This is a genomic window from Lacinutrix sp. MEBiC02404 (genome assembly GCF_053601575.1).
Genome location: NZ_JBSHNV010000093.1, coordinates 1 through 19,847 on the forward strand (window position 1 = coordinate 1; position 19,847 = coordinate 19,847).

At 33.3% G+C, this 19,847-nt stretch carries 15 protein-coding genes and 1 tRNA gene; 2 read left to right on the plus strand and 14 right to left on the minus strand.

The features are described from left to right. Positions 1 to 209: transposase (locus ACVCXO_RS00640; protein WP_452227667.1), on the plus strand; the 209-nt coding region annotated here is incomplete at its 5' end. A 283-nt stretch (positions 210 to 492) separates the two neighbouring features. Here the strand turns inward: ACVCXO_RS00640 and ACVCXO_RS00645 are convergent. The 7 genes from ACVCXO_RS00645 to ACVCXO_RS00675 all read right to left on the minus strand — a co-directional run bounded on the left by ACVCXO_RS00645 (position 493) and on the right by ACVCXO_RS00675 (position 9,470). After that, positions 493 to 565: transfer RNA gene (locus ACVCXO_RS00645), tRNA-Met, on the minus strand. Between the two features lie 117 nt (positions 566 to 682). After that, positions 683 to 865 (minus strand): CPXCG motif-containing cysteine-rich protein, encoded by a 183-nt coding sequence (locus ACVCXO_RS00650; RefSeq protein WP_203457952.1) that lies wholly within the window; start codon positions 863 to 865, stop codon positions 683 to 685. A gap of 57 nt (positions 866 to 922) precedes the next feature. Continuing rightward, positions 923 to 1,747: a leucine-rich repeat domain-containing protein gene (locus tag ACVCXO_RS00655; protein ID WP_452227668.1), complete on the minus strand. Its 825-nt coding sequence runs from the start codon at positions 1,745 to 1,747 to the stop codon at positions 923 to 925. A gap of 100 nt (positions 1,748 to 1,847) precedes the next feature. Further along, positions 1,848 to 3,164, minus strand: coding sequence for a TolC family protein (locus ACVCXO_RS00660; RefSeq protein WP_452227669.1), 1,317 nt, complete (start codon positions 3,162 to 3,164; stop codon positions 1,848 to 1,850). Then, the gene (locus tag ACVCXO_RS00665; RefSeq protein WP_452227670.1) at positions 3,154 to 6,351 is read right to left on the minus strand and encodes an efflux RND transporter permease subunit; all 3,198 of its coding nucleotides are present in this window, start codon (positions 6,349 to 6,351) and stop codon (positions 3,154 to 3,156) included. The genes ACVCXO_RS00660 and ACVCXO_RS00665 overlap by 11 nt, the downstream gene beginning before the upstream one ends. Positions 6,352 to 6,353: 2 nt before the next feature. Further along, a complete protein-coding gene (locus ACVCXO_RS00670; RefSeq protein WP_452227671.1) occupies positions 6,354 to 7,487 on the minus strand; it encodes an efflux RND transporter periplasmic adaptor subunit in 1,134 nt (377 codons plus the stop codon). A 75-nt stretch (positions 7,488 to 7,562) separates the two neighbouring features. Then, the gene (locus tag ACVCXO_RS00675; protein ID WP_452227672.1) at positions 7,563 to 9,470 is read right to left on the minus strand and encodes an ABC-F family ATP-binding cassette domain-containing protein; all 1,908 of its coding nucleotides are present in this window, start codon (positions 9,468 to 9,470) and stop codon (positions 7,563 to 7,565) included. Between the two features lie 97 nt (positions 9,471 to 9,567). On the opposite strand from ACVCXO_RS00675, the gene ACVCXO_RS00680 reads away from it, so the two are divergent. After that, complete coding sequence (locus tag ACVCXO_RS00680; RefSeq protein WP_452227673.1) at positions 9,568 to 9,954, plus strand: DUF983 domain-containing protein; 387 nt, start codon at positions 9,568 to 9,570, stop codon at positions 9,952 to 9,954. A gap of 164 nt (positions 9,955 to 10,118) precedes the next feature. Here the strand turns inward: ACVCXO_RS00680 and ACVCXO_RS00685 are convergent, their stop codons facing one another. The 7 genes from ACVCXO_RS00685 to topA all read right to left on the minus strand — a co-directional run bounded on the left by ACVCXO_RS00685 (position 10,119) and on the right by topA (position 19,767). After that, the gene (locus ACVCXO_RS00685) at positions 10,119 to 11,156 is read right to left on the minus strand and encodes an NAD(P)/FAD-dependent oxidoreductase (RefSeq protein WP_452227674.1); all 1,038 of its coding nucleotides are present in this window, start codon (positions 11,154 to 11,156) and stop codon (positions 10,119 to 10,121) included. A gap of 122 nt (positions 11,157 to 11,278) precedes the next feature. Then, the gene (gene porN, locus ACVCXO_RS00690) at positions 11,279 to 12,178 is read right to left on the minus strand and encodes a type IX secretion system ring protein PorN/GldN (protein WP_452227675.1); all 900 of its coding nucleotides are present in this window, start codon (positions 12,176 to 12,178) and stop codon (positions 11,279 to 11,281) included. Positions 12,179 to 12,220: 42 nt separating this feature from the next. Then, a complete protein-coding gene (gene porM, locus ACVCXO_RS00695) occupies positions 12,221 to 13,786 on the minus strand; it encodes a type IX secretion system motor protein PorM/GldM (RefSeq protein ID WP_452227676.1) in 1,566 nt (521 codons plus the stop codon). A 47-nt stretch (positions 13,787 to 13,833) separates the two neighbouring features. Continuing rightward, positions 13,834 to 14,469, minus strand: coding sequence for a type IX secretion system motor protein PorL/GldL (gene porL / locus ACVCXO_RS00700; protein WP_452227677.1), 636 nt, complete (start codon positions 14,467 to 14,469; stop codon positions 13,834 to 13,836). Positions 14,470 to 14,538: 69 nt separating this feature from the next. After that, the gene (porK, locus tag ACVCXO_RS00705; protein WP_452227678.1) at positions 14,539 to 15,903 is read right to left on the minus strand and encodes a type IX secretion system lipoprotein PorK/GldK; all 1,365 of its coding nucleotides are present in this window, start codon (positions 15,901 to 15,903) and stop codon (positions 14,539 to 14,541) included. A 164-nt stretch (positions 15,904 to 16,067) separates the two neighbouring features. Further along, the gene (locus ACVCXO_RS00710) at positions 16,068 to 17,234 is read right to left on the minus strand and encodes a formimidoylglutamase (protein ID WP_452227679.1); all 1,167 of its coding nucleotides are present in this window, start codon (positions 17,232 to 17,234) and stop codon (positions 16,068 to 16,070) included. A gap of 7 nt (positions 17,235 to 17,241) precedes the next feature. Beyond that, positions 17,242 to 19,767, minus strand: coding sequence for a type I DNA topoisomerase (gene topA / locus ACVCXO_RS00715; protein ID WP_452227680.1), 2,526 nt, complete (start codon positions 19,765 to 19,767; stop codon positions 17,242 to 17,244). Positions 19,768 to 19,847 lie beyond the last annotated feature (80 nt).

A 19,847-nucleotide genomic window follows, 5' to 3' on the forward strand; every position in this document is an offset into this window, starting at 1 on the left:
CCCATCCATATTCTTCCTGGGAAAGAGGAACTAATGAAAATACAAATGGACTTATTAGAAGATACCTTCCTAAAGGAACTGACTTCAATCAAATTGATGAAAAATCACTAATGAGTATTCAAGAAAAACTTAACAATAGACTTCGGAAAATAATAGGTTATAAAACTCATCAAGAAATTATGGATTTTGAACTAAAAAATGTAGCTTAGTATAAACTAAAAAAAAAGCAACGTTTGTTGCGTTAGGACCTTGAATGCAGCGATGTATCCACGTATTACTTTGTATTTAAAAAATAATATAGCTATTAGATAAGCTCCCTACATGCCTTTTTTAGATAAAAAACCAACATGATTTCACTTGCCCATGCAACAAAACACGAATCTTTAAGCGAAATACCACGGAATTGATCCTTATATACCATACGCTAGTAAAATAGCGTGATGCCGTATCTAAAACATAAAAGCCAGACACTTTCGTATCTGGCTTTCTTAGTAGCGGGAACTGGACTCGAACCAGTGACCTTCGGGTTATGAGCCCGACGAGCTACCTACTGCTCTATCCCGCGATTTTAAATAAAACAACTTACTTAGCTTTTAACTTTCGCTTCATAATGGCGACCAAATTGTTTCGGACTGCAAATATACAACGCTTTTTAGATATTACAAGCCTTTTTTTAAAAAATTTATTGTTCTATATTTTCTGCCTGAAAACCAGCAAGTTCTGCGTTAATAAATTGTGCTTTTATTTCAATAGGGTTACAACAGACCTCGCAATCTTCAATATATGTTTGATTAGAGATACTATTATCTAGCAACATGGATATGTCTTGCCAGCAATAAGGACATTGAAAAAAGTGTTCTTCCATAAAATAAAAATAGGCAAAATAAATTTTGCCTATTTAATAAATATCTAAATATTAGTATTAATCTTCTTCTGTTGCTAACGCTGTGTCTGTAACAAAATGTAATTTCATTTGTATATCTGCTGGTTCTCTATCAATAATACTAACCATATCCTTATTCAGTTTATTACCACTTACCATAATAGTATTTAGTTGCGTAAGGTTATTTAGTTCTATTGGCAAATTCCCTGTTAACGCATTACTAGCTAAAACAAGTTCTTTAAGATTTACAAGGCTACCTATTTCTGCAGGTATTTCACCATCCAATTTATTATCGATTAAGCTTAATACTTCTAATTTTGTTAGTTGGCTAATTTCGGTTGGAATAGCACCTGTTAGGAAATTACTTCCTAACACCAATGTTTTTAAGTTTTTTAAGTTTCCTATAGCGGAAGGAATTTCACCAGAAAATGTATTACTAAATAATTCTAAGACTTCTAGTTTAGTTAACGAACCAATTTCGGATGGTATATTTCCTTCAAAAGCATTTACAAATAGCTTTACCGATTTCAATTCTTTTAAATTAAAGAATGCTACTGGCAAATTACCTTCTAATTTATTAAAACCTAAGTTTATTTTTTGAAGATATATAAGGTTTCCAATTTCTTGAGGAAGTGTTCCTTGCAAGTTATTCATGTGTAGATTAAGACCTACCACTTTATCGTTTTTGACAGTAACGCCATGCCAAGTTGTAATTGGTTGCTCTAAGTCCCAAGTGGTATTCCATTGCGCTCCATTAGTTGCAGTATATAATGCTACTAAAGCTTCTTTTTCGGTTTGCGAAACGTTAGCATGCATCATCAGACTAACAAAAAGACATAATAGGGTTAGTTTTAAAGTCTTCATAAGGAATAGATTTGGAATTAATTCTATACGAAACTAACTGATAACTAGATAAAAAACAAATTTATTCGACGAAATGCACACTCAAACCAAACGAAACTTCTTAATATGCAATATTCAGCAACTCACCACTTAGCTGCAACACCTGTAATTCAGAGAGTTTCGCTTGATATTTTGCTTGATTTCTACTTAATTCTGCATTCAACAGATTTAATTGTGCTTGTCTAAATTCGATAGAATTTACTTGTCCGATTTTGAATTTCTCTTGCGAACGATCAAAATTATTTTGAGCAGTAATTATATTATTTTCTTGTACTCGAAAAATAGTAAGCTTGTTTTGGTAATCGTCCCAAGCATTATTAAAATCACGTTCTAAAGAAAGCAGTATTTGCTCTTTTTGAAGCTCTTGATTTTTTAAGGCTACTTCTGCGTTTTTTACTCTTATTAAAGTGCTTCCACCATCAAATATATTCCAGCTTAGATTCAGTCCGGCAGATAGCCCTGTATTTGTAGATACCGCAACAAAAGATGCTGCATTATTATCGCTTTTGTTCCAACCATAAGAACCTACTAATCCTAAAGTTGGTAAATAAGAAGACTTCCCGGTTTTAATATCTAATTTAGATATTTGAATAGACTTATCGGCTTGTAATAACGCTACGTTTCTAGATTTAGCTTTTTCTAACAAATCGGCTTTATTAATATCTAGTAGGAAATTAATTTCTGTTTTCACAGTAAAATCGTCGGCAACCTGATTTCCCATTACAAAGTTCAAATCCCTTTTGGTATTGTTTAATTGCTGCTTGGTATTGATTAAATTAATGCTGTCGTTATTAATATCCACTTCGGCATTTAAAACTTCTAGTTTTGTGTTTTGGCCATATTCAAATTGATATTCCGAGCGTACCAAACGATCTTTAGAAATAGATAAAGTCTGCTGAAAAGTAGTTGCATTTTCCGAAAGTTGCGCCACATTATAATAAATAGAAAACAACTCTATTATGGTATTTTCTATAGTTTCACGTGCTTGCAATTCCGATAATTGGTATTGCTCTTTTAATCGCTTGTAGTTATATTTCCTTCCTAAACCATCAAACAAGGTATAATTGACATCTAAAGAAGCATTATAACGAGAACTTTCTGCACCGTTTAAAACAGCATCGGGTCTACCATCTGAATATTGTGATTCATTATTATCTAAATTATAAGTCGCTCCGGCATTACCGGTTACCGTTGGTAAAAACCCAGTATTATAAATAGTAGTATTATTTTCGGAAACCTCTAAGTTCTTGTTTGCTATTTTAATTCCGTAGTTATTATCTAACACATAATTCACGGCATCTTCTGGACTAAGCTCTTGCTGTGCATAGCAAGTACCTAAACCTATAAAGCAACATAATGTTATTATTTTAATGTTCATTTTCTTCCTTTTGTTCTTTAATAGCTCTTTCTACTTCTTCTTTGGTTACCTCATTCCCTGTTGCTAACCATTTTACTTTTTGTTTAATACTATTACTAAAAGATAAGAATAGCGGTAAAACCAAAAGAGTTAAAATCGTTGCATATGCAATACCAAAAGAGATGGAAATTGCCATAGGTTTTAAAAATTGTGCCTGTCTACTTTTTTCTAAAAGCAAAGGCGCTAAACCTGCAACGGTAGTTAATGAGGTTAAGAAAATGGCTCTAAAACGAGATTTTCCTGCGTCTAAAAGCGCTTCATCAAACTTTAAACCTTCCTTTAAATTAGAGTTAAATTTACCAATAAGTACGAGGCCATCATTTACCATAATACCAATTAGCGCGATAATACCTAGAAGGGATAATATATTTACAGAAAAACCGAGCATCCAGTGTCCCCAGGCTACAGCCGTAAGACTAAAAGGAACTAATAGAATTAGTAAGATTGGCTGACTGTAACTTCTAAACGTAAAAGCAATGACAATATAAATAAGGAATAAAATAGGAATCCCTGCCTTTGCTAAAGAACTATTTAGTTTTTCACTTTCTCTGTTTTGTCCTTCAAAAGATGCAGAAATAGTTGGGTATTTAGATTTCAATTCTACCATGGTTACCCCTTTCAAGTCGGCTAAAATATCTGTTGTACTTGTACTTGGATCTTTTAAATCTGCAGAAACTTTTATCTCGCGTTGCCCTTCTAAATGGTTAATAGCAACATCACCTCTTTCAATAGTGTACGAAGCGATATCTTTAAGCGTTACTCGTTCTCCGGTCGGTGTTACAATTCGCATGTCATCTAGATTATTAATAGATGCTCTGTTACTTCTATCATAACGTACCCAAACGCGAATTTCGTCTTGTCCTCTTTGAAAACGTTGTGCCTGTGTACCAAAAAAGCCAGAACGCACTTGCGCCATTACCGTACTTAAATTTAAACCTAATAGGTAAGCACTTTCTTTAAGTTCGATACGTATTTCCTTAATTCCGGCAGGATCATTATCTTCAATATCTTTTAATAACGGATTAGACGCTAAAACCTCTTTCAACTCTATTTTTGCAGCTTTAAGTTCTTCAATATTATTTCCTAAAAGGGAAACCGAAACAGGACTACCACCAAAATTACCACCAGAACCAAAAATTAAACGTTCTGTTCCAATAACAGGACCAACCAATTCTCGTAATCTATTTGCTACTAAATCTGATTTTATGGCGTCTGGTCTTTCTTCTCCTGGCAACATATTAATCTGCAATTTCGCACTAGAACTACTACTTATAGTTAAAATCGTATTTTCAAAAAGCTCTTTATCTTCTCCTTTTAAATATTTTTCGGTTAACTCTTGATTAACGATAAACGCTTTCTCTTCTATCATAGAAATAATAGAATCTGTTATTTTTTCATTTGTACCATTTGGCATATCTAATTCTATAGTCACTTTATCACTTGCAACCGAAGGAAATATGGTCATACCAATAACGCCACCACCAATAGCTCCAAAAGTTAAAATTAGTAAAGCCAGAAAAATACCTAAAGAGAGTAATTTAAAATTTAAAACAAATGTAATAGCAGGTGCATATACTTTATCTCTTAAGAAGATCATAAAGTTATCTCCTGCTTTATTTATTACTCGCATTTTAGAGAAAAACTGTTTCATTTTTGAAGGGTTCTCATCTATAACTGGTTTTCTCAAGGCTTTAGAATGGGCTAAATGCGCAGGAAGAATAATTAATGCTTCGACTAAGGAAACGACTAAAGTAAGTATTACAATTACGGAAACTTCACCAAAAAATTCACCAATTCTACTATCTAAAAATAAAAATAAAGAAAAGGCTAAAAGCGTTGTTATAATTGCGGAAACTACTGGAGGAATTACTTCCATAGTACCATCAATAGCAGCGTCGATAGGCGACTTTCCTTTTTCGTAATGCTGGTAGATATTTTCGGCAATAACAATACCATCATCTACCAAAATACCAATAACGATAATCATTCCGAAAAGCGACAAGACGTTAATAGTAACATCAAATTGTCCTGCAAACATAAACATTCCTAAAAACGAAATTGGCAATCCGAAGGCTACCCAAAACGCCAAACGTGTGTTTAAGAATAGGGATAAAAAGATTAACACCAACAGCATTCCTACAACCGCATTTTCGGCTAGTAAATTGGTACGCTGTTTAAGTGTTTTTGAACGATCTTCAATAATACTTAATTGTACATTATTATGCTTTTGATTATATCCTTCAATATACGTTTTCACATTTTCTGCAGAAGATATTAAATCCTCGTTATTCGTACTCGTTACCGTAATATTTACGGATAAATTCTGATTATAATACGTCGCATTTGGCGTTTCTGAAAAACGATCACGAATAATAGCCACATCTTTTAAACGAATAACTTTACCATCATTGGTAGCACGAACAACTACATTAGAAAGTTCATCCCCATAATACGAACGGTTATTTGCTCGAATAAGATATTCTTCGGCATCCGTTTTTATAGTTCCTCCAGTGGTTAAAATATTAGCTCTACTTACGGCTTGCGAAACTTCAGTAAAGGTTAGATTATAGGCTAACAAACTAATTTCATTTACTGCGATTTCAATTTCTTCATCTGGATAACCAGAAATTGCTATTTGAGAAATACCTTCAATAGCTCTTAAATCATTTTCAACTTGCCTTCCTAATTGTTTTAAAGTAGCTAGCGGAATATCATCCCCACTTAAAGCAAAGGAAATGGTTTCTCTAACCACCTCTTGTTTCGCTACAATTAAAGGTTCCATTCCGGAAGGAAAAGAAGGCACGCGATCTACTGCATTTTTAACTTCCAATAGCATGAAGTCAATGTTCTCCCCTTTTTCGGTTTCTACCGTAATGGTTCCACTGTTTTCTCTAGATACCGAAGTAACACGATCGACACCCTTTAAACCTTTTAGATTATCTTCTATTTGAAGCACAATCCCTTCTTCAATTTCTTGAGGGGAAGCTCCAGGATAGGTAACACTAATGTTAATTATTTTAGATTCTACTAAAGGAAAAAAGGAAGATTTTAAGGATAGTATTCCTAGAATTCCAAAAACAAGAAAAGCAAAAATAAATATGTTAACAGCTACGTGATACTTAATAAAATACGTTATTAGTTTTCTCATGTTTACTGTTGGTCTTTGGTATTACTTTTTTCCTCAAAAGCTTTTACTAACATTCCTGCATAGGCACCAGGAACTGACTTTTTAAGAATAATAGTTCCGTTAGGTACGTTTTTCAATACTACTTTTGTTTCCGAAAAATATACAGGTTTCACATCTAGTACATCTAACAAACTATCTTTAACGACAAATATTTGCTGACTTTCTAAAAGTAAGTTTCTATCTATTTCGATAGCATCACTTTCTTGTTTTGCATTTAGATTCGCTTCTAAATACATTCCTTCTTTTAGATTGGCGTGTTTCACTTCTATATACGCAGTAATGGTTTGTGTGGTAGCATCTATACTTCCGTTAACACGCGATACTTTACCAGTATAGGTTTCGGTTTTATCTAAATTATTTAAGGCAACATCTTCTCCTACTTTTAACAAATTAGCGTAGGTTTTACTAATAGCGACTTCCATTTCGTACACCGTAGGATCTATAAACTCGCCTAGTTTTTGTCCGCTTCTAATTAATGTCCCTTCCGTTACTAACGCTTCGGTTAAAATTCCTGAAAAAGGTGCAGAGATGTAATACTTAGCCAAACGTTGTTCTAAGTTTTTTACGTTGTAGTAATTAGACACAATACTTCTTCCTGTAATGAAGTAGTTTTCCTTATCGGAAGTCATTTGAGGTAACTTTGGTGTTGTTTTATCTAAATCAAAACTAGTAAGATAGTTTTGCCATTTATCAAAGATATCTGGAAAATCTAAACGAAGATCGGGCATGATAGCAGCAATAGAATTGTACAGATTACTTTTGGAAGACTGTACACTTGCGTAATATTCTGCAGCATCAATTTTAATTAAAGTTTGTCCTGCTCGGTATTCTTGTCCGGGTTTAAATAAAGTGTTTCCAGATTTAAAAATCCCTTGCACTTCTGCATAGATTTCTAATCTGCGTTTCGCTTCCAGGCTACCATTTGCTGCAATAACTATTGGTATGGTGCTATTTTGTACTGTGTCTGTAAAAATAGTTTTTACAACTTTAGCTTTAACTGGCTTTGGTTTATTCTTGTCTGCTATTAATTTTTTAGCAAATAAGAAGGAGCCAACTATAAGTAGAACACCTATAATAGATAGTATAATTTTGCGCATTGGTATAGTTTTGTAATTAGACTACAAAACTATGCTATAGTTTAACGGATAAATGTTAAAGAAAACCCAAAAAACTTATGCGAAATCTTCTAGTTTCAACGTGATATCTTCCCATTCTTGCATGAGTTTGGTAAGGGTATTTTTTTTACCTTGGTAGGTATCAAAGAAACCTGGCTTAGAAGAAACTTCGTCATAATTTACAGCAAGTTCCACATCTGCTTCTTTAATTTCTTTTTCTAACTGATTTATTTTAGACTCGGTATTACTCAACCTGTTGTTTAAAGATTTCAGCTTCTTTTGGTCGTCGTAAGACTGGGTTTTCTTTTCTTTAGGAGCTGATTTTATAACGGTACGTTTTTCTACTTCACGTAAATTTTCCACATTACGTTGCTCTAAGTAATAATCTATATCCCCTAAATATTTCTTTATTTTTTCGTCTTTAAATTCATAAACCGTATCGGTTAATCCCTGTAAGAAATCACGATCATGCGAAACCAAAAGTAGTGTGCCTTCAAAACGCTTTAACGCATCTTTTAACACGTTTTTAGATTTAATATCTAAGTGATTGGTTGGCTCATCCATAATAAGCACATTAAACGGTTGCAACATTAATTTTGCAAGTGCCAAACGGTTACGTTCCCCTCCAGAAAGTACTCTTACGTATTTCTCTGCTTCGTCACCACGAAATAAAAACGAACCTAAAATATCACGGACTTTACTTCTATTGGTTTCGTTTGCAGCATCAATCATGGTATCTAAAACGGTTTTGCTACCGTCCAAATATTCTGCTTGATTTTGTGCGAAATAACCAATCTGTACGTTATGACCAAGTTTTAATATTCCGTCGTGTTTTAAATCGCCAACCAAAATTTTAGCAAGCGTAGATTTTCCTTGTCCGTTCTGACCAACAAATGCAGTTTTAACATCCCGTTCGATCATTAAACTCACTTCGGATAATACTTGATTTTCCCCGTAATTTTTAGAAATCTTATCTGCTTCTACCACCACTTTTCCTGGTGTTATAGATACTGGAAAATTTAAAGTCATTACAGAATTATCGTCTTCATCAACTTCAATTCTATCAATTTTGTCGAGCTTTTTTATTAGCGATTGCGCCATGGTTGCTTTACTCGCTTTGGCTCTAAATTTTTCAATTAACTTTTCAGTCTGCTCAATCTGTTTTTGCTGATTTTTTTGAGATGCTAATTGTTGTGCTTTAATTTCATTTCTCAGCACTAAATACTTCGTGTATGGTTTTGGGTAATCGTAAATTCTTCCTAAGGAAACCTCAATAGTACGATTAGTGACATTATCTAAAAACATTTTATCATGCGAAACAATAACCACTGCACCTGTATAATTTTTCAAAAAGCCTTCTAACCAGATAATAGATTCTATATCCAAGTGATTGGTTGGCTCATCTAATAGCAATAAATCATTATTTTGTAATAATAGTTTTGCTAGTTCAATACGCATTCTCCAACCTCCAGAAAAAGTATCGGTAAGTTTGTTAAAGTCTTCGCGTTTAAAACCAAGACCTTGTAATATTTTTTCGGTTTCCCCTTGATAGTTATACCCACCAAGTATTTCGAATTGATGTTGTAAATCGTTAAGATCAATCATTATTTGATTGTATCCTTCACTTTCGTAATCGGTACGCTCTACAAGTTGTGTATTGATCTCTTCTAACTGTGCTTCTATTTTTTTAATTTCGGTAAAGGCTTGGTACGATTCTTCCAGTACTGTTCTTCCTAAAACGAAATCTATATCTTGTTTTAAAAATCCAATCTTTAAATCTTTATCTGCTGCTAATTGACCAGAATCCGGTTCTAACTCTTTAGATAAAATTTTAAGCATGGTAGATTTCCCTGCGCCATTTTTCCCTATTAAACCAACACGATCGCCAGAATTTAATTTGAATGTAATTTCCTCGAATAAATATTCGCCTTGAAAAGATATAGATAGATTGTGTATGTTAAGCATAGTTTGGTAACAATTGTTACTTTAATTTAATAAATAATGGCTAGCTTTGTTCTAAGGAACGCATTCCGTAACCGGTTTGCAAAAGTACATAAATTATATGTTTAAAAAAGGTTCTAAATTATATAGTATTTTAACGGGTTCTTGCCCAAAATGTCATCAAGAATCTATGTATTGCGATACCAATCCGTATCACTTATCAAAGACATTAACCATGAACGAGAATTGCTCGCATTGTGGTATCAAATACAAGATAGAGCCATCGTTTTTTTATGGTGCCATGTATGTTAGTTATGCTGTTGGTATTGCTTTTGCTGTTGCTGCTGCTGTAATTAGCGGGGTTTTTCTAAAAGCTTCTATTCATTATGTTTTTGCTTCTATAGTAGGAACATTAATTATTTTTGCTCCTATAATAATGCGTGTATCCAGAAATATATGGATCAATATGTTTGTCCATTTTGATAAGAATGCAGTAAAAAAGCAATAAGTATTTGGGCGTTACCACAAGGGTCGCGCTTTCCATTAAATCTTTTTACTTTTATACCCTGTAATTACTAAGGAAATTTATATTCTAGTAAAAAGGATATCATTGCAATCGCTAACGCAGTTTCTTATTCGAAGACAAGGTTATTGTTACTAGAAATACATTACCTATTTAAACCTTGCAATATCAATGTCTTTTTCTAAGGCAATATTGTTTTCAATACAATCTAATAGTTGTTTTGCTACATAAGGCGCTATCATAACACCACGTGTCCCCAAACCATTAAGCACATACATGTTTTTATGTATCTCGTGTTGCCCAACAAGCGGTCTTCTATCAGTAACCGTTGGTCTAATTCCTGCTACTTGATGCACCACTTTAAACTCGCATTTCAAGAACGTTTTAAGCTTTTTTAAGAGCTGTTCTTTGGCTTCTGCTGTTATGTTGTTCGTTTTATCTTTCCAATCATAGGTAGCACCAACCGTGTATAAATCGTTTCCTATAGGAATTAGAAACACACCTGCTTTTAATACAAAGTCTATTTTTAAATCTGGAGCATGGATAGTTAATAATTCTCCTTTTACTTCTTTTAAAGGAAGTTCTTTAAAGAACGGATTATTTTTCACTCCGAAACCTTCCGCAAAGACAATATGCTTAGCGCTTATATCTTTATACTGCATCGTATCTTTTATAATTAATGCTTCATAATTAAAAGTATCTTCCAACAACTCGTTACGTGCTAGTAAGTGCTTTTTATAGCTTTGAATTAATAGTTTCGTATCTATTCTTCCGGTTCCTAAAACTTTTCCGAAGCCAAAAGTAGCATCGATTGCTTGGTTTTCATTTTTAATAAGTTCTGAGGAAAGATATTGGGCCAGTTCTGGCTTGTCGGAAGCAGTAAACCAATCATTTTGTTCTTGAACAGAAGTAAAACGTCTATACACTGGTGTCTTATAATCTAAAGTAACCTTTAAATCCTTTTCTAATTTTTCATAGATTGGTAGCGCCAATTCTAATTGTTCTTGGCTTTTCCATACCGAAGTAAATCGTTTTAGAATTACCGGATTATATAAACCGCCAGCGACTACAGAAGCGTGTTGCGATTTATTATCTAATACCACAAAGGTTTTATTATTTGCTTTTAATTGCTCGCAGAAATGAATTCCGGCTAAACCACAACCTACTATTATGTAATCTACTTTCAAGAAATAAGTATTAAAATGAATTGCAAATATACTGTTTTAAAGCCTTCGAGATTTATGGTAATAAAAAAACGCTCACTTCCTTTTTATCGGTAGTGAGCGTTTCCATTATTTAAAAATGTGATTTAATAAGACCACATATCCATTTCAAAGTTTCTGATTTTATCTTTAATTCTATCCGATTCTAAAAGTTGCATTAAAGCATTTTCAGTAATATATTCATCTACTGTTCTATCTCCATAAACGTTTTCTTCTTTATACACATAACCGTTAAAACGTCTTGCGTTTAAAATGTGATCGAACGAAAATGGCACAGCACTGTTTTTATTATTAAATGCTTTTGCTTCATGCAAAATATCTCTTGCATCTGGAAAGAATATCCAGTATAAAGGATTTGGTTCTTTGTTAGCTTCATCATCACTATCAATAAAGTTTACATCGGCTGCTGCTGGAGCAAGACCTAATAATCTATATTTAAGTTCGCCTTGACGCTTATCAAAATACCAAAGACCTTTAATTAAATATGCACTTACATCATAAGAAGAGATTTCTCTTTTCGTAATATATTCTGCATCTACGTAACCATCTGCATTTAATTGATCATAACCAATATCTAAAGTATCCACTTTAGAAGTTATATCTTTTAAATCTTTAATACTACGTTTTGCTGTAAAGTAAGAATCATCGTATACATTTTCTATTTTACCTTCACGGATTGCTTTTGTTAAAACATCGTATAGAGAACGTCTGTTGCTTCCTATGTTGTTTGTATCAATTGGATAATACAAAGAAAAGTTTACACGCTCATCTAAAACCACTTTTTCCCAAGTCATTTTAGAGTACATAATGTCTCTATCATCTACATAACCGTATTCTAATGGTTTATCATTATCTACAGCTTTCTGTGCTTCCGTTCTAACGCCTATCTCTTGCGGAGTTTTCGCATTTAAAATATTTGCTTGCGAAAAACCTGTAGTTGTTAGTGCTACACTAAAAATGGTTAATAAAAAAGATCTATAATTCATCTTACAATAATTAATTTTAATTAATAATACTATAAAGTTGGTTTAGTTAGATAACTCTATAATAATTGGTGCTGCTGGCTTAATTCTTGGTCCATTACTACTTGATTTAATATCAAATATTTGAACATCAGAACCACGTTTTGCTTTACGTAAAGCAGACTTAGCTTGTGAGTTAAGTTTGTTACCTTGACAAGTAACACTTGGTGAACCAGGTACTTTAAATTTGAACGATGTTACTCTTAAAGGTAAATCGAAATCAAAGTCTTCTAATACAGCTTCTACTCTACCAATTTCTACATTGTTTCTTGGTAAACCAAATTGTCCTGTTTTTCCAGCCATTTGACCAGAAGGCTTAGGGATATCCTTAATTCTAAATGTTTTTCTATCGGAAGCAGGAGTACCATCATCCAATTTAGCAGTAACGTTAATAGTTACTTCTTTCCCTGTAGTTGGTACCATGTTGTATTTACCTATTCCAGATCCTTTACTTAAACCTGCACCAGTAGCATTTACTTTATTGTCCGGCACTCCAGCAAAAGAAATAGTCATCGGGTTACTTACACCACGATAAACAACATTCATTTTGTCTGCAGATATAGTTGCAGAGTTTGGTCTTGGTACAACAACGTAGTTTGCATTAACGATAGGGATTTCTAATTCCTTACCATTTTCAATAAAAGTAAATTTACCTTCTATTTGGTGCTCACCAACATTTCCAACGTTGAAATCTAAAGTAGCTGCTCCAGTGGAATCAATAGCTTTCGATAAATCTACTTCATTACCTTGAACACTTAATTTAGTAGGTGCAACATTTGCATACTTACCAATAACAACTCTACCTTGGAATTTCTCACCAGCAAAAAATGCGGATTTATCTGCCAATACGATTGCTTTGTAGTTATTTAATGTTGTCGCTTCTGAAACAATGTTTCCTAAGAAAAGGCTAAACATATCTGATTCTGTTACTTTAACATCATTTTGCATTGCTGTTAACTTAGTATACGATGCAATAGCTGGAAAACCTTGATAGTTATATGCTAACCAATCAATCTTTTTTCCATCTTTGTTAGGAACTTGTTCTGTACTGAATGTTTTAGCGAAAGCTTGCGCTCTACCTCTATAACTTTCATCTTTAGCAAGAATGTCATTAATCGCTTTTTTGTAAACATTAATATTTGCCATTACTTCTTGACCTTTCTTCGTTAAACGATCTCCTGTAAACCAAGCTTCATCTAAGATGTCGGTTTTATCCATTGCTTCGAATGGTAACTTACCTTGCTCGTCTAGTTTATATTGACCAGTTTTTACTAGATCATTTTTTAAAGATTCAATATACTTGTAAAATTTATCTGAAGCGATTTTAACTTCCTGTGCTCTTGCAGCAGGCATTTTAAATTCTTCCGGATTTTCATCAGATTTAATTTCTAATTCTGCTAGTAACTTATCATTTCTTTCTGTTGTAGCTTCATTAGAATCAGCGAATTTCGCTTCCATCAGTCCGAATGCTGAAAGTACTTCTTTAGACATATTCATAGCCATCATTGCGATGAATACTAAATACATTAAGTTAATCATTTTCTGCCTTGCGGATGCTTTTCCTCCTGCCATGTTTAATTAGTTTTTATTGGTTAATAAATATTAGTTAATAATACTAATTAGTTTTTGTTCATTGCAGAAAGCATTCCACCATATACTCCGTTTAAAGAAGATAAGTTTGAAGCTAAAGATTGCATTTGCTCTTTTAATTTAGTTGCATTTTCAACAGCTTCTTCATTAATAGTTGCTTGTCTGCTAGCGCTATCCATTTGTACTTTATAAAGACTATTTAAAGACTCCATTTGTGCAGCAGCTAAAGACATTTCTTCGCTATATTTCTTTTGTGCTTGAATTCCATCCACTGTTGGAGAGATTCCTTTAGCAGCACCTTCAAAATTCTTGATACTTGCTCCTAAACTTGCCATTAATTCTCCATCAATTTTAGCATCTTTTAATAAGTTGTCTAATTTTTTAGAAAGTAAACCTTCTGCATCTTTAGGCTCTTCTTTTAATTTTTTACCTCCTAATGAAGCACCTCCTGATAATTCAGGATACACTAAAGACCAGTCTAAATCACTTGATTGTCTTTCAAAAGCAGAATACGTAAATACTAAAGCTTCTACAATCATACCTAATGTTAGGATTTCAGAACCATAAGGCCAGTGCTGAATTTTAAATAAAGCTCCAACGATTACAATTGCTGCTCCTAATCCGTAGATCATATTAGTTACTGTGATTTTACCTTTTTGTGCCATAATTTTAGTTTTTAGTTAAGTATTTCTACTTTAGTTGGTTATTAAATTATTATTAATTGGTTATTAATCTTATCTAGCGTTCGCGGTTACATCTGTTCCCATATAATCTTGAACGGTTCTGAAGCCAATATAACTTCTTGCAGAATCTGCATATTCATAATCTCTAGAACTTACTTGTAAATAGTAGGCAACATCTTTCCAAGATCCACCTCTAACCACTTTACGTTGGTTATTTACATCATTAACACTAGGATTAATTGTAGAAACATACTCGTAAGAACCAGGATCGTAAGAAGCACTTACCCATTCTGATACGTTACCAGCCATGTTATATAAATTAAAGTCATTAGGGTCATACGATTTCGCTTCTACAGTGTATAAAGCTTGATCTGCTGCATAATCCCCTCTTAAAGGTTTAAAGTTTGCCATGAAACATCCTCTATCATTTTTAGCATAAGGTCCACCCCAAGGGAAAGTTGCTCCTTGTAAGCCTCCTCTTGCTGCATATTCCCATTCTGCTTCCGATGGTAATCTATACTCATTTACAAAATGTTGCTTTTTTTCTTTTCTATATGCATTGTGGTATAAAGTTCTCCACTCACAAAATGCTTTTGCTTGTTTCCAAGAAATACCTACTACTGGATATTCTCCGTACGCATCATGCCAGAAATAATCATTGTGCATTGGTTCGTTATACGAATATGCAAAATCTCTAATCCAAGCGGTAGTATCTGGATAAATCTCTACAGCTTCTGTAATAATGAATTCAGATCTTTTTTTCCCTTTATTCTTCGCTTTTGCAGCTTTTTCAATATCCATGTATGTATATTGAAATTTGAATTTTTTAACATCCCAAGTACGTTGTCCGTTATAAGACTCCTCTATAGGTAAATACATGGTATCCATTACTTCGACATAGTATTCATCTGGATATTCTGAAGTGTCAAAAAGTAAATCTACATCGTGATTTAATTTTCTTCCTTCGTAACCAGTTTCACCCATTCCGCTGTAATTGTCATACATGTATTGCTCGTAAGCATTCATGTTTTCTGGATCTGCATCTTTAAATGCAAAATCACCAATACCACCATCACCAGGAGTTGCTCCTACTTCATCGGCTAGTATAGCAAGTTTTGTTCTAATGGTAGAGTCTCTAACCCATTGTACAAACTTACGATACTCACTATTTGTGATTTCCGTTGCATCCATATAGAACGATCTTACTGTAACCGTTTTAGTTGGTGCATCTTGAATCCCAGCTAAATCATCATCTGATTTACCCATAATAAATGCTCCTCCAGGAATTAATTCCATACCATAAGGTTTTTCTGGATGCCATTTTTTTCCTTTAACACCTACTAGTTGACCTCTGTCTCCAGAACCACAACTTGTAAGGAATGCTAAAACTACTGTTAATAAAAGAAAATTCTTCATATTTATTGAATACTCGAGGTTAATTATTCTATGCTCAAAATTTAAGAGCGTAAACATATTTATATATTTTTTAAAAAACAACTTTTTTGTCATAAAAAAATACTGTTCGTCGTAAAAATAAAACATTTAAACGACAAAACTATTATTTTATTTCGTTATTTAATCTATACGCAATTCTTTTGAAAGGCTTTGTACCATCGCTCTGGTATAATATTGTTGCAAGCATCTACATAATCTTGATGCATGCATGGTAATAACGTATGTCTTTTTAATTTATTATTCACTTCGTTTAAAAAAGGTATTTCAATCCACCATCTACCTGTTTTTATACTTTTATAAAAAACTAAATCTTGATCTTCTATAAGTGTAATAAACTTTTGATAATTATTTTCATCTTTAAAATCATCATCTTTTACTCTATAATTTACACCTTCTATAAAATACCAGATAATTTGAGAGATAAGCATAGCGCTTATTTCATCGTCTTTAGAGGGTTTATATTCCCAAAGACCAAAAGAAGTTACTTTATTGCTTATTCCTGCGTAACGTGAAATAGCACAGACTTCTTTACCGTCTAAACCATTTGGGGATACTCTTTGATTTAAACTAACTTCGGAAGACTTTATAGCGCCTAAATCTATACTTACAATATTTGCATCTCGCATTATAGGTTCTACTACGGTAATATCATTAGATACTTCACCCAAACGATATGCATCGAAATACAGTTTTTCCATTAAATCTATTTCTTCTTGCGAATTGAAATAGGTTTGATAACCAATTGCCGAATAATTAAATAAATTGAATGGCTGATCTAATATTATTTTACCAACAAAACTTTTATTTTTAATTGGTTTAGCAGAATCTCCTAAATCAAATTTAGAATCTACATTAACAATATTAACCATTGGTATAATATCATCGTACGCACGATAATTAGCGTAGGTTAGATCTTGACTTCCTCCAATGATAATTGGTATAATTCCTTTTTCGACTAAAATAGTAATGGTAGTCTTTAAAGCGAAGTATGTATCTTCAACAGATTCTCCTTTATTAATATCACCTAAATCGGCAATACTGGTATTCCAACTACCAGGAAAAAGTGCATAGAAGGATTTGCGAATTTCGTTTAAGTTGAAATCTTCGCCAATATAGTCTACATCATTTCTAGTTTCCAGCACTCCTAATATAGCAAGACGTACTCCATCTAACTCCGGAATACCTTCTTGTTTAGAATGTATTTTTAATTTTCTACCTAAAGCCTGTACTGGCAATAATTCATTATGCGCTAAAACTAAATCGGAAACTGGTGAAAGAAAATCAAAATTCATGTACTATCTATTTCTTTTTAGTTGTCGTTTTTTTCTTTGCTGGTGCCTTTTTCTTTGCAGGAGCTTTTTTCTTAGCTACTTTCTTTTTAGGCGCATTTTTTTCAATGATTCCTTGTACTTCTTCTAAAGTTAAAGCTGGAGCATCTGTAGTTTTTGGTAATTCAATTTTCACTTTACCTTGTAATATATTGAATCTTCCCCAACGTGCTTTTTCAACACGAATACCTTCATCTTCCCAATTATGAATAACCTTATCGATTTCTTTTTGAATCTTTGTTTCAATTAATTCTACAATATCCGCATCCGATAAATCATCCCAATCGTACTTTTTGTTCACGTTAATAAACATATCGTTCCATTTTATAAATGGACCAAAACGACCTTTTCCTTTTTGCACTGGTAAATCTTGATAATGATAAATTGGCGCGTCTGCTTTTTGTTTTTCTTTAATTAAAACAATAGCATCATCCAACTCTACCGTTAATGGATCTGTTCCTTTTGGTAACGACACATATGCTGTTCCAAACTTCACATAAGGACCAAAACGACCATTATTAACTTGTATCTCTTCGTCTTCGTACGTTCCTAAATTTTTAGGAAGCTGAAACAAGTCCATCGCTTCCTCAAAACTAATAGTTCCTAATTGTTGATCCGGACTTAAACTAGCATAGGTTGGTGTTTCTTCATCGTCTGGCTCTCCCAATTGCACCATTGGTCCAAATTTACCCAAACGGACACTAACACGTTTTCCCGTCTTTGGATCTTTTCCTAAAATACGTTCTCCAGATTCTCTTTCAGCATTTTCTTGTACGTCTTCTACTTTTGGATGAAAGGTTTTGTAGAAAGATTTCATCATCTTTTTCCAATCCTTCTTTCCTTCTGCTATATCATCAAACTGACTTTCTACTTTAGCTGTAAAATTATAATCTAAAATACTTTCAAAATGATTGACTAAAAAATCAGTAACAATCATACCAATATCTGTCGGTACTAATTTTCCTTTATCCGACCCTACTTTCTCGCTAAGAATTGCATCTTTCACGTTTCCGCTACTTAATGTTAACTGCGTATAATCGCGTGCTACGCCATCAACCGCTCCTTTCTCCACGTAATTTCTATTTTGTATTGTAGAAATAGTTGGTGCATATGTAGATGGTCTACCAATACCAAGTTCCTCTAACTTCTTCACTAAAGAAGCTTCGGTATATCTTGCTGGTGGTCTTGTATAACGTTCTGTTGCGGTAATGTAATTATTTAAAAGCGCCTCGTTTACTTTCATTGCAGGAAGCATTCCATCTTGCTCTACATCTTCATCATCTGTTCCTTCTAAGTATACTTTTAAAAACCCTTCAAATTTAATAACCTCTCCATTTGCTGTAAAGGTTTCTTTATTTGTGGATGATTCGATTCTAACATTGGTACGCTCTAATTGTGCTTCACTCATTTGTGATGCAATAGCACGTTTCCAAATCAAATCGTATAATCGTGCTTGATCTCTATCAATAGCAACAGAATGTGTTGCAAAATTGGTAGGGCGAATCGCCTCATGCGCTTCTTGAGCACCTTTAGACTTCCCTTTATAATTTCTTGGTTTGCTATATTTTTCACCATAAGCAGATTCTATTTCTGCTTGCGCGCCATTTTTTGCTTCGTCAGATAAGTTTACACTATCTGTTCTCATATACGTAATTAAACCAGCTTCATAAAGGCGTTGTGCCATATTCATGGTTTTACTAACGGAAAAATATAATTTTCTTGCTGCTTCTTGTTGTAATGTAGAAGTTGTAAAAGGTGCTGCTGGTGATTTTTTTGCAGGTTTTTTCTGAAGATCGGAAACCTTAAAATTGGCATCCGCATTACTTTCTAAAAACGCATAGGCTTCTTTTTTTGTTGCAAAATTCTTAGGAAGCTTTGCCTTAAAAGACTGCCCCGCTTCATTAGAAAATTCTGCATCAATTCTATACGATGCTTCTGCTGTAAAGTTTGTAATCTCTCTTTCTTTTTCAACAATTAGACGAACAGACACCGATTGCACACGTCCTGCCGATAGACCTCCTTTTACTTTTCGCCATAAAACTGGAGAAAGTTCATACCCTACAATTCTATCTAAAACCCTTCTTGCTTGTTGTGCATCTACTAGATGGTAATCTATATCTCTAGGATTTTCTATTGCTTTTTTAATCGCAGTTTTAGTAATCTCATGAAAAACAATACGTTTTGTTTTCTCTTTATCTAGTTTTAGCGTTTCTGCTAAATGCCATGCAATAGCCTCTCCTTCCCTATCTTCATCACTAGCTAGCCAAACCATGTCTGCTTTTTTAGCTAAATCTTTCAGTTTTTTTACAACTGCTTTTTTATCTTTAGATACTTCATATTTAGGATCAAAATCACCTTCTACATCTACTCCTAATTCCTTAGAAGGTAAATCTGCAATATGCCCAAAACTAGACTCTACTTTAAAATCTTTTCCAAGAAATTTTTCAATAGTTTTTGCTTTTGCAGGTGACTCTACTATAACTAAATTCTTCGCCATATTTCTATTTTTTCAGAGTGCAAAGGTATGTGAAAAAAATTTCACGTTCCTAATTTATTCTTTCACGGGGCATTAATTCC